Here is a 15,371-nt window from a genome sequence, read left to right on the forward strand (position 1 = left end):
TGTTCTCCTTGTGGCTGATTTATCGTTCCGAGAGATTCAGAACTCTGGCTGCGCTACCGGCAATCGTCACGTCCTCGTAGACGGTCGGCGGCGAGGTGTTGACGACGATGCGATAATTGCCCGCAGGGACCTGGCTTGCCGGGTCGTCGACAACGCCCTCGTGAACCAGCGTTCCGGACTCGTCGTAGACCCGATAGCCGGTTCGAAGTCCGTTGCTCACCGACCGTCTGAGTTCCGCGCTGTCCGTCGCGGCAAAATAGGCGCCGCCGCCGAGCTCGGCCCACTGGCGGAACATTTGTGCGGTCCCGGTATCCTGGATGGCCAAGCCGACAATGTTGAGCGTGAACTCGATTCCCTGCTCCTCGAGTTTAGCAATGACGGCAGCCGGGTCGCCATCGCAGGTTTCTTCGCCATCGGTGATCAGCACCACAACCCTGCGTCCCGTCACGCCGGAGAGATCCGAACGGACCTTGCTCAGTGAATCCGCGATTGGCGTCCGGGCGAGATTTTTCGCGGTGATGCCGGCCAGCGTATCGCGGACGGCCTCCGGATCCAGTGGCTGCAGCGGCATCACCAGATCGGTGCGGCAGGTACCCGGTTCCCTGTGGCCGAAAACGCGCAGGGCCACGGGCATGCCGGCCGGGAGTGTATCGGCGACTGCTTCCGTGAGGACGTCACGGGCCACATCGATGCGCCGGCGACCCTCGAGACGCTGCAGCATGGAGCCCGACGCGTCGAGTATCAGGAGTGCGGCGTTGTCGGGGGAAGTCGAGGCGCTCTCCCCGGTGATCACCCGTATCTCTCCCGGGCCAGTCCGCGGTTCGTTGCGTATGTCCACCCTGAGGCTGAACAGCGCCGGACGGCGCAGCAGCGAGCTGGCGCGTCTCCAGGCCACTTCCACTTCCCGTGCGGAGGCCCCGTACGCGTAGTAGCCGCCGTTGACGAGTGACCAGTCCTGCATGAGATCTTCCTCGCTGGCGGTAAAGGTCGCGCCGCTCTCCTCGCCGACACGGATCGTGAATATCCGCGGCCTCACGGTATCCATCCAGGACCACATCTCCGGGTGGCGGCTGGTCGCCGCATCGGTGAGGAGTACGATCGCCCGGACCCCATCCCGCGGCTCCAGGGCGCGGGCGGCCGTTGCGAGTGTCCACTCTGCGGCGCTAGATGACTCCGCGCGCGGGTACTCGTTGAGCACGGTCTCCAGGATGTACGGCTCGCTGTACCAGTCGCGCAGCAGTGGCTGGGAACCGAATGGCAGCAGATTGGCTGCATCGCGTCCGGGTTCGATTCCCGCAGCGTAGCGACCGAGGGCGCTGTAGATGAGCGGCAGCTGAGCGGCCACGCTGCCGCTGGTATCCCAGGCGAAGACAACGTTGCGCTGCGGTTCGGTGACACGCAACCAGTAGCTGCTATCGGGCGCCACCGTGGCCTCCTGGAAGATTTCCGTCGGCGAGCGCTCCACGGTCTCCAGGTCCACGGGTTTTCCATCGGCGTCTTCCAGCTGCGCCACGACGCGCAGCGCGGGTTCGCCCCGGAGCGTCAGCGAGAGGCGATTCTCGTTTGGCCCGGTCTGCAGCCGGAACCAGGATTCCGAGGCTCCGAGCTGGGCAGAATCCGTAACCCATTCCCGCCGTCCGGGTTCATGGGCCGTCGCGCGCCTGGAATTGTCCGGCACCGTCTGCATCGGGCCGCGGCTGCCGGCCTGCGTTTCGAACGATGCACGCATTTCGTCCGCGCCCCATTCGGCGAGGATGGACCGATAGTCCGCCGAATGGGGCCGCTCGTAGATACGAAGAGTCTCGGGTGGCCAGACCTCACTTGCGGACGCGGGCGCGCGGCCGGTAATCCGCAGGAATCTGGCCCACACCGGTTTATCGAGAGCAAGCTTCGGCATCACCGCCGGGTCCCACTTGGCGAGTGGCTGCCACGGCCCGAGTGGGCTGTCGGTGCTGTAGCTCACGCGCACGCCCTGCAACGTCTCATCGCCGGCCGCCCTCTCCGAATTCGTCCACTCGAGGGCGGCGAGCTGGGCAGCCCGGTCATGGTGGAAGGCCACGACGAACTCCAGTCGTTCACCGTCATCCAGCTGCAGAGACGACACATCCTGCTCGGCCGTCAGGATTCCGCGATCCCAGTCCGGCCCGACCGGCGGGTTGGATCGTACGATATGGCCGCCCAGCTCCGGATCCGCCAGATTCGCGATGGCGTCGGGCAGCGGCCCTCCCGGCGTACCGATCACCTTCCATTCGCCGAGACCGACCCGCCCGTCGCCGACCCAGTTGTCGGTGAGACGGAGTCGGGCGTAACTCGCCTCGACCGGGGCGTCGAGAACGACATACTGTTCCCGACGCACGGGACTGAGCTCTGTGTCCCCGACTGTCGTCCAGTCGCTGCCATCCCGGGAAATGGCCAGTTCGACCCGCCGGGGATGCTGGCCGACCCGGGTACGGCCCGTCGTGTCCAGTGCGAAGCCGTAGATCGTTGCCGGTGCACCGGCGAGGCGTACCGGCACATCCACCGGAGCGCGGTCGGAGCGGCGCTCCAGGAGCAGGCCGGCGCCGCGGAGAGCGAGGCCATCGAAGAGATCATCGAAGCCGATGCCGACGTCGGGGATCCGACCCCGGTCGTCCGGATTCTCCTGCGCGAGGGTCAGCCTTTCCGCTCCGAGCTGTTCGGCGGCGAGGTTCCAGCGGCCGCGGAGTGCCGAGGGGATCGACCAGCCGGGCGCGATGCCCACCGGGTCGGCATCGTCTTGCACCTGAATCGATAAAGCGGATTCGTTCCAGGTGGCTCCGTTCTCCGAGACGCCTGCGTAAAGCGTAACCGCCGTGTCCGCATGCGCGTCGGCAGGGACGTCGACGGTGACCGGGATCGAGCGGGTGCCGCCGGCAGGCAATGAAATCTCGGCGGATTCGGCCCTCACGGCCCAGCGCGCGTCGCTGGCCGCCGTCGCGAGCGTCACACGCCGTTCCGCTCCGCCCGGATTCGCCACCTCGACACTCGCCTGAAACTGCTGACCGAAGGACCGGAAGGCCGCGACCGCGCGGGTCGGCGATTCCAGCGTTACGTCGAGTGCTGCATCGTTTAGGGTCGCTGGTTTCAGCGCCCCCTCGAAATCAAACTGCAGATCGTACGGTCCGCGGCTCTTCAGCCTCGCATACAAGCGTTGCCCGGCCGGTACGGATCCTCGCGAGGAATTGTCCGGCTGGCGCTCCAGTTGCGCCTTCTCGTCCGCTGCGTCGACCAGGTCCAGGTTCACGCTGCCCTGAGTCTGGATGGTTACCGGCGTCGCTTCAGCAAATACGGGCAACTCGTAGTAGTCGTAGTCACCCCAGTCCCCGCTGTAGCCGCTGACCCTGAGATCCGCCGGCAGCGGCGAGGCAAGGCCGATATGGTCATTCGGTTCGCAGTCTTCGGCGCAGCCGAACCGGGGCAAGGCTTCGAGGCGCAGGGTGTATTCGCCATCGCTGGGAGTCGTCGCCGTCAGCGCCACCTGATAGTCGCCGGGCGGGAACAGGCCCTCACGCTCGATCGAAGTCGATCGCCCGCGGCCCGTCGAGCGTCCGATTTCGAAGTCGTCCCAGAAAAACCTGGCGGCGATCCCGCCACCGGGCGGAGGTGTCACGCTCAGGCGGATGCGCTGCCAGTCGGCCAGATGGAAGCGGTAATAGTCGATATCCTCCTGATCCGCGAGCAATCCGATGCGCTTACCGCCGATCTCCAGAGGCTGCATGCGTTGCCGGTCGTCGTTCGGTTCTCTCTCGAGGGTCGGGTCGGGCGGCCCCAGGGAGCGGGCGATCAGGCGGTAATCGCCGTCCACACCACTCACCGAGACGTAGTGCGTACCGGGCAGCAGATAGAGGTTGTCGAGCCGGAGTATCCGGTCGCCCCGTCGGGCCTGTTTCCTCTGATTCTGGATCCCGGCGCCGTCGTGATAACGGATCTCCGCCAGGCCATCACCCATCGCCTGGATCCGCCAGAGCTGCGCCTCGCCTTCCACCACCAGCCGATGGAAGTCCGTGTCCTCGCCGGCAAAGGCGGCAGCGACCGGGCGCGGCGGAACCAGCGCCGAGGCACGGCCGATCGTGTCGTTGGGTTCCGTCTCCCGTCCGCGTTGCGGCGGGCCCGTGTCCGTCAGCGAAAGCTCGTACTCGACGCCTTCCTTCCCGCCCTGGACCCTGACGACGTACTCGCCGGCCCCGAGTACCAGGTCCTCCAGAGAGATCTCGGCATCGCCTTCGCGGCACTGAAGTTCGCTACCCTCCGGGTCCAGCAGGCAGAGCTCGAGGGTATCCGACTCCGGTGCCACCAGCCGGAGGCGCTTCTTCTCTTCCGTGTCTTCTGCGGCCAGCCTGAAAAGGAAATGATCCCGGTCCCGCCGCGTGCCGATCCGAGCCTGCAAAGGCGCGGACAGATCGACGCGATTCGCCAGATCGTGCCCATCGTTCGGTTCGCTCTCCCGATTCCCGGTGACGCGCCCTCCACTCGACGTCCGGATTGCAAGTATCGAGCCCTCATTGTTGTCTCGCTCTATCTCGAGGAGATAGTCAGTTGTGTCCAGATCGAGATCATAAAATGTGAGTTGCCCGTACCGATCCGTCTCCGCTTCGGCAAGTACGGCCCCATTCGCGTCCGTCAGCTTTGCGCGTGCCCGATGACCGACCGGCACCTGGATGGCAACGTTCCAGTACTCACGCGCCTCCCCTCCACCGACGTCGAGCCGGTACCAGGACCGCGCGTGAGTGGAATAGGTGGCGAACTCATGCCTGAACCGCAGATCATGGGGGGTCTCGCGCGAGCCGTTATCCGGTTCCGCGGTGAGATAGAGGTCTTCGCTGTCTGCGACGGTCAATCGGTAGCTTCCGGATGTGCCAGTGGGGCTGACATCTTTCGACGACTCTGTCTCGTCGAAACCGACCGTCTCCATTTGTGGACGGTATCGGTCATTGCCGGCGGAGAAAGCGATACCCAGAAGATAATCACCGGGCGAGAAGATCAGCCGCCCTGCCTCGCCGGGTACGCTGCCGTCACGGCTGCCCATCGTAAACAGCTCCTGGGGGTCGAGACCGGGTTTACCGGAGGAGAGATTGAGCCGATAGACATCCACAACCGTGAGGGCAAGAGGTACCCCGTCGAGTCGCAAATCCCAGCGGCGATGTGCATCGACATCCGAGACGTTCCAGCGATACCCGTCCTGGTCTGAACCGGAAAGCGTACCCGCTCCCCTGAACGCACCGCTAACGTCCTCATAGGAATCAGGTTGGTCGTTAGGTTCGGATTCAAAAATTATCGATTCGGCTGAGAGCAATGCCGGCGTCAGAAATAGCGCTGACACGGCAAGCCACCATTGGCGGGCGCTGCCTGCCAGCGATGAACCGGTACGATAGCCGAATGCGCGTCGCATGACGATGTAGTATAACCAGCGAAAAGACCCTGGGCCCAAGCGGTGCGTTGGCGACTGATCTACCTGAAATCCCCACCAAAATTGAGGCTTGAAATGCTGCATTGGAATCCCGGCGTTCGTTGGGCGTTGCTGCTCTCGCTTTTTATACCTTACCCGGTCACATCGTTTGCAAACGATCGCATCGATTTCGCTCTGCCGGGTAGTGAGCCGCGTGCGGTTGAGCTCGGAGAGCTTCCTGGGGCGCTATCCCCGGACGATGCGGCCGAGATGCTGGCGCGAGGAGTCCCGGACCCAGCGAAATTCCTCGATGCAAGCAAGTATCACGTCACGGAGCTGGCAGCCGCACTCGAATACGACCCCGTGGCCGCGTTTGAGTATGTGCGCGATCAGGTCCGGCTCGATCCTTACAATGGCTTGCTTAGAGGATCGCAAGGCGTGCTAGCGGCTTCGGCCGGCGGACCGCTGGATCGCTCGCTGCTACTCATGGATCTCCTCGAGCAGATGGCAATCGATGCACGTCTGGTCTTCGGGCCCTTGCCTGATGCTGCGGCAACGCGACTCTTGGAGGGGGCCATGCCGGCCCGTGGACAACAGGCAACCTCCCACTTCCTGCCGGACCGCGTGGGCAAGCGTGTTTCGGAGAGAGCCCGGCGTGATTATTCGTGGCTGGTGGAGGGCTTGAGCGAGACGGATCTCGGTGGTGAGGATCCGCGACTGCGACGTGCCGACGTTCGTGACCACGTGTGGGTCCAGGCCCGTCTCGAATCAGACTGGACAGATTTCGATACCTCGTTCGCGGAGGCACAGCCTGGTGAATCATTCGCTGTGGTCGACCGGATTGCAGTCGGGCCAGCCCCCGAGCAGACCCATCGGGTCACTCTTAGCGTCAAAGCAGAAAAGCTGGAAAATGGAGATGTGAGCGAAGTCGAATTGCTCACCCACACTCTCGAGGCACATTCTGCCCAGCACGACCGCATCTTTCTGGTGTTTGTGTCCGCAGGTGCGGGGTTGGGCGCAACCCTCGGCGGCAAGCTCAGTCCGGAATCGCTGATGGCGCCGGCGTTCCTCATCGATGAAGACGTAATCAGAGGTCGCGCTGTTCCCGGCGTGTCCGTTGAGATGTCGGAGACACAACAGTTCTTCTTTGGCAGCAGTGCGTCGCCCTCGACGGCTCTGTATCTCGATGTGCACATAGATTCGCCCGGAAAAGGCGTGATTTCACGCCGGCGCGTTCTCTATGATCGCGTGGACCCGAGGCAGCGTATCTCAGGCGAAGTTGCAGCCGATACTCTGGCGCCAATGGCCATGTTTGGTGGAGCGCCCGCTCCGTTTCAGTCCATTCATCAGATTCTTGTTTCCACGGGGGGACTTAGTCCCCATGCGGTGCTGGCAGAAACGGAAGAAGCGCTTGATGACGCTGTCGCAACATTGGCGACTGATAAAGAGATTCCCCCAACTTCGACTGGCCGATCACTGGCCCCTCTCGCGGCGGGGCGCGCCAACTGGCAGTTAACGGTAGAGGAGGTTCATCGTCTGGCAGGCCTTGCGAACGCCGATGTCCGCCTGTTTGTGGGTGAGCCGCAGGTTGCCATCATGAGTGTCATGCTCAATGCGATAGATAACGAAGCCGTATTCAGTCATGTAATCGATTTGCTCCATGACCGTAAAAGCGTGCTGGCAGATGACGGAATTGACGGCAAATTTGTCGCTCACCATTTTTTGTGGCACGGCGCTCTTCAGTCGGCCCTGGAAACAGTAGCTAGCGAGTTCATGGGAGCGTTTTCCGAGAGCGGCAACCCGGATATACAGAGTGGCAGCCGGGTGACAGATACCAACGCAGCTCGTTTGCAAACAATTGCGGAGGCGCTCAAACGGGAGCGAACATCGCATGCGTTGCTACAGGATATCGAAGCGGGTCGGGTTGTGCTGGTCCCGGCGGATGGGCAAGCCGCCGACCTTTGGTGGGCGGTAGATCCGGCTACTGGAGTCACGGTCTCCCGGGGAAGCAACGGACTGGGGTATTCGCTGCTGCCCGTCTGGTTCAAGAAGCGTCTTACTACCATTGCGAAAACGAAAGTCTTTCATGTCGATATCGACGAACTCGACGCGTATGCACGCAGGGTCTCCCAGAAGACCAATCTGGCGAGAAAAAAGGCTGGAAAGCAGCCGGCGCGGTCGACCAGGAGTCGGGGTGGCGGAGGTGAGTATCCGCTGACTTTGGAGATATCCTCCACCTTTGCGACCACCAGCGGCGAAATCCTGGGCTACGCAATCGGCCTGCAGATGCTTTCTATTATTACGATGCTCTCTTACGGTGTTGCGATGGACAGGTATTGAGCCGACCGGGCTGCTTGCGGCGTCCAGTCCAATTGAAGAAGTGGCGTTCGATCATTTCGCGGGTGCGCTGATAGCGCTGAGGATCCGGAGCGTAGACTCCCGATCCAGCATCCGCGGCACCGGATAGCCCTCGCATTCCTTCAACGCCAGTTCGCAGAGATAGTCGTAGTCCTCGGACCGGATCTTCTCCGATTTCTCGGGCAGGGCGACCGCCTTCTTCAGGTCCCGAACGGCGGCGATGAAGGCGCGCGCATTCGCTTCCTCACCGGCGCCGGCGTCTGCGACGCCCGCCAGCTCCGCCAGCTCGGCTAGCTGCGGCCGCGTCTCCTCGAACGTGAATTCGAGCACGTGGGGCAGCACCAGAGAATTGGCCAGCCCATGCGGGATGCCGTATTTGCCGCCGAGCTGATGGGCGATGGCATGGACATTGCCCACGTTCACCTGGTTGATGGCGATGCCGGCATAGTAGGCGGCCAACGACATGCTCTCTCGCGCCTCCCGGTTGCTGCCGTCCCGGTACGCCGTCTCCAGATGACGGAAGATCAGCCTCACCGCGGCCGCAGCATTCCGACGGGCCGTGCCGCGGTCCCAGGTGCAGATATAGGCTTCGACGGCGTGGGTGAGCGCATCCAGCCCCGTGGCGGCGGTGATCGGGCCGGGCAGGCCCATGAGCAGATCCGGGTCCAGTGCCACAGCGGCCGGCAGCAGTTGCCGGGCACTGATCACGCCTTTCTCGTGGGTCTGGTCGTCGGAGAGCACCGAACCGATCGTGGCCTCGGACCCCGTGCCCGAGGTGGTGGGGATGGCGTAGATCGGCGGCACCTCGTGCTTGATCTTTGCGAAGCCCACCCATTCATGCGGATCCTGGTCGCTGGACGCAGCCGCCGCGATGATTTTTGCGGCATCCATGGATGAACCGCCGCCGACGGCCAGGACTGCCTCCGCATTGTGCTTGCGCCAGGCGGCGACGCCGGCCGCCACCTGTCCGAAGGTGGGATCGGGTTCCACACCGTCGAACACGGCATGCTCGACGCCGGCATCGGTGAGCGCGGTTGTGGCCTGATCCACCAGTCCGAGTTCCCGCAGCGGCTTGTCAGTCACCACGAGAACCCGGCGGATACCCATCTGGCCGATGTAGCGGCAGAGTTGACCGGCGCTGCCGCTGCCGGTGAACGCCATGTAGCTCGCGCCCGGCAGGAAGGTCGCGACGGTCTTCATCAGCCTGAGGATCAGAGCGTGTCTGGCTTTGCGCGGTAGTAACGGCACGGCGGCGTCCCTCCTGTTGCGTCCTGTGTCAGATTATCGCACTGCCGGCGTCCGCCGTGTCCCCGTGGAATCCGCAGCTCATATCAGCAGCCAGGCCGCCGCCACGCCTAGCCCCGCGAGGAGGGTGCCCGTGACGGACCAGGCCATGAGCCGGTCCTCGGCCGCAGCCGTGAGCGACTCCCAGCCCGTGTTGGTCCGTCGGGCCGCTCGGGGCACGCGTTCTCTCGCCAGGGCGGCCGTTGCGCCGAGGCGCAGCAATGCGCTGCGCAGGCGCTGACCGCCTGCGAGCAGCAGACGTTCGAGCGCGATGCCCAGGTCGCCCGGCGGCAGGGCTGGCAGCGCGGCGAGCCGGCCGGTCCGCTGCAGGTAGTGTGCCGCGGCGGCCAGCAGCGCCGTGACCAGCAGGGGCTGCACCGCGCTCCACTGGGCATGCCGGGCCAGGGCGGCGAGGCGCAGATCCGCGTCACCGACCAGCCAGGGCAGGCTCAGGGCGGCGGCGAACAGCAGCAGCCAGGGCGCCAGTACCCCGGCGGCCGGTCTGCCTCCGGCACCAGCCGGCCAGGCGAGCCTGAGGAAGCGCAGCATGAGGAGCGCGGTGAGGACGGAACTCAGCGCCAGTAGCCAGGAAAGGTGGTCGTGCCACGGACCGATGATGCCCGCTGCGCCCAGTTTGATGCCGGTCTTGGCGAGCAGTCCGGCGGTGAGCGGGGCGGCGCTGAGGGAGAGGGCGGCCGTGGTGAGGACGATCCGGCCGAGGACCGCAACGCGCCCGCTCGCCGCCTTCATCACGGCGATCCCGAGGAACAGCGTCCCCTTGGCGAGGCAGTGGTGGACCATGAAGACCAGCAGCGCGGTCCGCAGCAGGGGCCACTGCGCGGGCGCACCCAGGCCGAGGCCCACCGGCACCATCATGAGCCCCATCTGGCTCATGCTGGAGTAGGCGAGGACCGTCTTCGCTTCGCGCTGGGGCAGGCCCGCGAAGACGCCCCAGGCGGCGGTGAGCAGGCCGGCCGCAGCCAGGGCGGAACCCCAGACGGGCAGCGTCGCCTCGCCGAGCGGCAGCAGCCTGATCCAGGCGAGCAGGCCCGCCTTTATCATCGCGCCGGAGAGGACGGCGCTCGCCGGGGCCGGCGCGACAGGGTGCGCCAGTGGCAGCCAGTAGTGCACGCCGACCAGTCCGGCCTTCACACCGAAACCGGCGATCAGCAGGCCGAGGGCCGTTGCCTCCTCGCCGGCCGCGAGCGTCTCGCGCAGCGTGGCGAAACCGGTATCGCCCAGGCCGGCCGTGCGCATGAGCCCGACGATGACGCAGACTTCGCCGAGCACCGCGAGCGCGATGTAGTAACGACCCGCGTGGCGGGCCCGGTCGCTGCCGTCGTGAACGATCAGCCCGTAGGCGCCGAAGGTCATGACCGTGAAGCCGAGATAGAAGGCGATGGCGTCCAGCGCCAGCAGCAACAGGAAGTTGCCTGCCATGGTCACCAGGAAGAAGGCGAAGAAGGAATCCCGCCGGGAATCGTCCGCCAGCATGGACGATGCAGCCAGTCCCGCCGCGAGCCAGAGGCCGGTCATCGCGGGCAGCAGTACCGTGCCGACTGCGTCGATGCCGAGCATGCCGCCGAACAGCAGCCATCGGTATTCTGTGACACTGCTTTCGCCGAGCAGCGTGGCCACAAGCAGCGGCAAAGGTGCCCAGGGAGCCAGCCGCCGGGCCAGCGGCCGGGTGACCGCCGGTGCCAGCGCCAGGCTGTTGACGAGCGGCCAGCAGACGCCCGTGAGGATGGCGAGCACGGTGATCAGGACCGCTCCGGTCATGAGGCCAGCAGGGCCGCCGCGGCGATGGCGACGAGCAGCATCAGAAGCCCCGTCGCAGGCCATTGACGCAGCATGAGCTCCAGTCGGGCGATCCGTTCCGCCCAGGCTTCGCCCCGCCACAGCGCGATCACGGCCGTCTGCAGCCGGTCGCGCTCACGGGGCAGGCGGCCGAGGCAGAACTCCCGGAGCGCCGGCGCGGCGCCGCGGCCCGCCGCAACGATTCGTTCTCTCGTCCGTTGCCGCCTGTCCGCCCCGGCGGTCCGGCCCTGCCCGCGGACCAGCAGCAGGCCGAGCGTGATGCCGGCCGGAGCCGGCCAGAACGAGTCGAATCCCACCTCGCCCGCGCGCCACAGGAACCAGAGTCCGGCCGCGGCCAGACCACCGAGGGCCAGCGCCACCGCAGCGGCTTCGGCGGAATCCGGGCCCGGATCGCGCTCGCCGGTTCGCCGCAGTGCCATGGCGAGCAGCATCGTGGACGAGCCGGCAACGAGTGCGGTCAGGAAGCCGATGACGGACGGCTGGCCTGCCGTCGCCAGCACCGCCGCGTGGGCGGCGGCAAGGCCTTGGCTGGCGAGCACGAGTGTTATCGATGCACTCCGCGCCCAGCCGTCGTGCTGCAGGCCGATCACCGGTACCGCGGCGCAGCAGGCCGCCAGCGATACGACGGCCCATGCCGAGACAGTGGTATCGGCGATCGCCGGCGTAGCGACGAGCAGCAGCGCCGCCGTCATGGCTGCCGCGTAACCGAGCGTACTGTGTGACCCGGAGGTCCGGACGGCGGCGAACGCCGACCAGAGCGCGCCGGCCAGTGCGAGCCCGACGATTGCCACATTGATTTCGGTGCCGATGGCGGTGCCGGCCGGGTGCAGCAATTGCCGCCCCCCGATGAAGGCGGCGCCCGCGGGGATGCCTGCCAGCAGGATCGCGGCGGGCGCGCTGGCACCGGAGAGCGCCGCCGGCAGCCAGGTGTGCGCCGGGGGCATGCCGCTGCGCAACAGCAGGGCGAGTGCGACGAGCAGTGCAAGGCCGCTGGTCATCCCGTCGGTCATCCCGTCGGTCATCCCATGGGTCATCCCCTGCGTCACACCCTGGGCAAGGTCCCCGCCGGGGTGCGCCGTGCCATGCAGCAGCGCCTCGAATATCAACAGATCGCTCGCGACCAGCAGCGTCACCAGCAGCCGCCCGCGCCACTGGCGGTCTTCCTCGCTGGCGACGATGCCGTAGAGCCCGAAGCCCGTCGCCAGCATGGCGGCGAACACCAGCGGTCCGCCGCGGGCGACCGCCAGCGTTACCGCGGCAGATAGCCCGAGCAACAGCATGATCGGCGCGGGGCCGTCGGACCGGCCGCGTGCGAGCAGCGCGGCTGCGAGCCACAGCGCGCCGAACAGCAGCAGGGCGGCCCGGGCGGCGTTGTCCAGCGCGAATGCCGTGCGGCCGCGCACGAGTAGATGCGTGGCCTCGATATCCTGGGAAGTCGCCAGCAGCGCGACGGCGATGGTGAAGAAGGCAGCCAGCGCGACCACCCAGGACTCGGCCCGCCGGTCGCCGCGGCGGGTCACGGCGAACCACAGGGCGCCGAGCAGGGGCAGCAGCGGCAATGCGACGAGGATGTTCATTCGCCGTACTTCCTCGAAGCGATGAACTGTACCCAGTCCAGGGGCGTGCCCGGCATGGTGGCGAACAGGCCCCAGACCAGCGCCGCGGCCACGGTGGCCAGCGGCGGCAGCAGCAGCATCAGCGGCGACTCCAGGCTGCCCGGCCCCGCGGAGCGAATACGCTCGTCCCGCGGCTCGTCGAACCAGGCCGTGCGCACGATGGGCAGGAAATACGCCGCGTTCAGGATGCTGCTGCCGGCGAGCACGAGCAGCACCCAGTCCTGCCCCACCTCGAGGCCGCCCAGCCCGAGGTACCACTTGCTGACGAACCCGGCCATGGGCGGCATGCCGATCATCCCGAACGCGGCCAGCGTGAACGCGGCCGTGGTCCACGGCATGCGCCGGCCGATGCCGGCCAGCTCGCTCACCTGGTGCAGTCCGGCCGATTCCGCGTAGTTGCCGGCGCAGAAGAACAGGGTGATCTTCATGAAGCCCTGGTGCACGAGATGCACCAGGCCGCCGATGGTGGCGATGGGGCCGGCGATGGCGACGCCGAGGGTGATGTAGGAAACCTGGCTCACCGTGGAGAAGGCCAGCCGGCGCTTCAGGTTGTCCTGGAACAGCGCGCGCACCGAGCCGTAGAGGATGGTAAACGCGGCCAATACCGCCAGCGGCAGGGTGACGCCGAGCTCGGCGGCGTACTCGACACCGAAGACGTCGTAGACGATGCGCACGATGCCGAAGGCGCCGGCCTTGACCACGGCGACCGCGTGCAGCAGTGCGCTCACCGGCGCAGGCGCCACCATCGCCCGGGGCAGCCAGGCATGCAGCGGCACCAGCGCGGCCTTCACGCCGACGCCGAGGATGAGCACGGCGAACACGACGCGCAGCACGGCCGGGTCGATGCCGAGGCCGGAGACGAAGCCGCGGTCCACGAACTCGAGTGTCCCGGTCAGGGCATAGAGCCACACCGTACCGGTCAGCAGCAGCACGCCGCCGAGCAGCGTGTAGGCGAGGTAGATGCGACCGGCCCGGCGTGCCACCTCCGTCTCGCGGTGGACCACCAGCGGATAGGTCGTGAGCGTGAGCGCCTCGTAGAACACCAGGAAGGTGAGCAGGTTGCCCGCCATGGCGAGGCCCACGGTGGCGGTGACGCAGAGGCTGAAATAGCCGAAGAAGCGGCTGCGGTGCGGCGAACCCTCCAGGTAGCCGATGGCATAGATCGTGGTCGCCAGCCAGAGCACCGCGGAGAGGTTCACGAACAGCAGCGACAGGGCGTCGGCATGCAGGACGAAGTCGAGCCCGGGTACCAGCGGGATGCGCACCTCGAACACGACGCCGTGGAAGACGCCCACCATCATCAGGACCAGCAGCAGGATTTTCACTACCGCGCCGCCCAGGTTCAGCGTGGTGCGCAGCGCCACTGCCCGCTCCGGCAGCGTGAAGATGATGAGGCCCGGGATCAGCGAGCTGGCCAGGATGGCGAGGGGCAGCCAGGCGTTCACCGTCACGGCAGCACCCCCTCCAGCAGCGACAGCGCCCAGGGGGCGATGAAACCCAGCGAGACGGCGGCGAGGGCAAGCGCCAGCGCGGTCCATTCCATGGTGCGCGGGACGGCGTGTTCCTCACGGGCATGGGAGGATTCCGTGAAGGCGTAACCGAGCACGCGGAAGACGTAGGCCGCAGTCAGCAGGCCGCCGCCGACGATGACCAGCGCCCAGTGCCACAGGCCCTGTTCCAGCGCCGCCTGCAGCAACATCCACTTGCCCACGAAGCCGCCCGTGGGAGGCAGGCCGGCGAGGCTGATGCCGGCCAGCGCAAAGGCGGCAGTGGTCAGCGGCATGCGGTCCACTACCCTGTCCAGTCCGTCGATGTCGTCGTGGCCCTGCTCCGTCATGATGCTGCCGGCGGCGAGAAACATCGCGCCCTTCGCGCAGGCGTGGGAGATGGCCAGATAGATCGAGCCGCCCCAGGCGAGCGCCGGGTCCGAGGCCGCCAGCGGGAAGGCGAGGAACAGGTAGCCGAGCTGCGCCGCCGTGGAGTAGGCCACCAGCAGCTTCAGCCGGCGCTGCCTCAGCGCCTGGAACGAACCCCAGAACACGGCGACGGCGCCGAGCCCGCCCAGCAGCAGCGCCAGGCCCTCGTCGGCGGGCTGGAAAGTGAACCAGAGGCGGAGCAGCACGTAGAACGACGCCTTGACCACCAGGGCCGAGAGCAGCGCACTGACCGGTGCCCTGGCGCTGCCGTGAGCCGGCGGCAGCCAGACGTGGAACGGGAACAGGCCCGTCTTCAGCAGCATGCCGGCCACCATCGCGCCGAGCGGGATGCCGAGCTGGAGGCCGCCGTCGGCACGGGCCGCCAGCAGCGTGAGATCGAGCGTGCCGTAGGCGCGGTACAGGAGCGCGATACCGACCAGGAAGGCCATCGAGCCGCACAGGCTCACCAGCAGGTAGCGCATGGCGCCGAGCAGCGCCGGGCCGCTGCCGGCCAGGGCCACCAACGCCACGGCCGATAGCCCCAGCAGCTCCAGGGTGACGTAGAGATTGAAGATATCGTTGGTCTGGAACAGCGCGTTAAGCGCCGCCCACAGGAACAGCCACAGCGGCCAGAAACCGCGTGCCTTGTCCGGCGTGGCCGCCAGATAGGGCCGGGCGTAGACGCTCACCGCCGTGCCCACGACGGCCGCCATGGTCAGCATGATCGCCGACAGTCCGTCGGTGTGGAGATCCACGCCGATCGGCGCGCCCCAGCCGCCCATGGCATAGGTGCGGGGGCCGGCCCCCGCCACCTGCCACAGCAGCGCCAGCGAGGCGGCGGCGGTGGCGAGGCCGAACACAAATCCCGTCGCCACCGCCCGCTGCGGCCACAGGAAGGCGAGCAGTGCGCCGATCAGCGGCACGGCCACCACCCAGATCGTCCACGGTGTGTCGACGATGAAGGTCTGCATGCCG

At 66.6% G+C, this 15,371-nt stretch carries 7 protein-coding genes; 1 reads left to right on the plus strand and 6 read right to left on the minus strand.

Going from position 1 to position 15,371, the window contains the following annotated elements; translation table 11 throughout:
- Nucleotides 1–19: 19 nt before the first annotated feature.
- Nucleotides 20–5,509, minus strand: a complete 5,490-nt coding sequence (locus ACJMKX_RS13310) for a VWA domain-containing protein (RefSeq protein WP_405226211.1) — start codon at nucleotides 5,507–5,509, stop codon at nucleotides 20–22.
- Here ACJMKX_RS13310 and ACJMKX_RS13315 point away from each other — a divergent pair.
- Nucleotides 5,450–7,744, plus strand: coding sequence for a hypothetical protein (locus ACJMKX_RS13315; protein WP_405226214.1), 2,295 nt, complete (start codon nucleotides 5,450–5,452; stop codon nucleotides 7,742–7,744). The genes ACJMKX_RS13310 and ACJMKX_RS13315 overlap by 60 nt on opposite strands.
- Before the next feature lie 51 nt (nucleotides 7,745–7,795).
- On the opposite strand, the gene ACJMKX_RS13320 is transcribed toward ACJMKX_RS13315, so the two are convergent.
- From ACJMKX_RS13320 to ACJMKX_RS13340, 5 genes are all read right to left on the minus strand, one after another.
- Nucleotides 7,796–9,010, minus strand: a complete 1,215-nt coding sequence (locus ACJMKX_RS13320) for an iron-containing alcohol dehydrogenase (RefSeq protein ID WP_405226216.1) — start codon at nucleotides 9,008–9,010, stop codon at nucleotides 7,796–7,798.
- 78 nt (nucleotides 9,011–9,088) lie between these two features.
- Entirely contained in the window at nucleotides 9,089–10,825 is a 1,737-nt protein-coding gene (locus ACJMKX_RS13325; protein WP_405226219.1) for a complex I subunit 5 family protein, read from the minus strand.
- Nucleotides 10,822–12,441 (minus strand): proton-conducting transporter transmembrane domain-containing protein, encoded by a 1,620-nt coding sequence (locus tag ACJMKX_RS13330; RefSeq protein WP_405226221.1) that lies wholly within the window; start codon nucleotides 12,439–12,441, stop codon nucleotides 10,822–10,824. Before ACJMKX_RS13330 ends, ACJMKX_RS13325 begins: the two co-directional genes overlap by 4 nt.
- Entirely contained in the window at nucleotides 12,438–13,931 is a 1,494-nt protein-coding gene (locus ACJMKX_RS13335; protein ID WP_405226224.1) for a complex I subunit 5 family protein, read from the minus strand. Before ACJMKX_RS13335 ends, ACJMKX_RS13330 begins: the two co-directional genes overlap by 4 nt.
- Entirely contained in the window at nucleotides 13,928–15,367 is a 1,440-nt protein-coding gene (locus tag ACJMKX_RS13340; protein WP_405226227.1) for a complex I subunit 5 family protein, read from the minus strand. The genes ACJMKX_RS13335 and ACJMKX_RS13340 overlap by 4 nt, the downstream gene beginning before the upstream one ends.
- Nucleotides 15,368–15,371 lie beyond the last annotated feature (4 nt).

Origin of the sequence: Lentisalinibacter sediminis (assembly GCF_040706615.1) — a bacterium.
Taxonomy (GTDB): Bacteria; Pseudomonadota; Gammaproteobacteria; order Steroidobacterales; family Woeseiaceae; genus Lentisalinibacter; species Lentisalinibacter sediminis.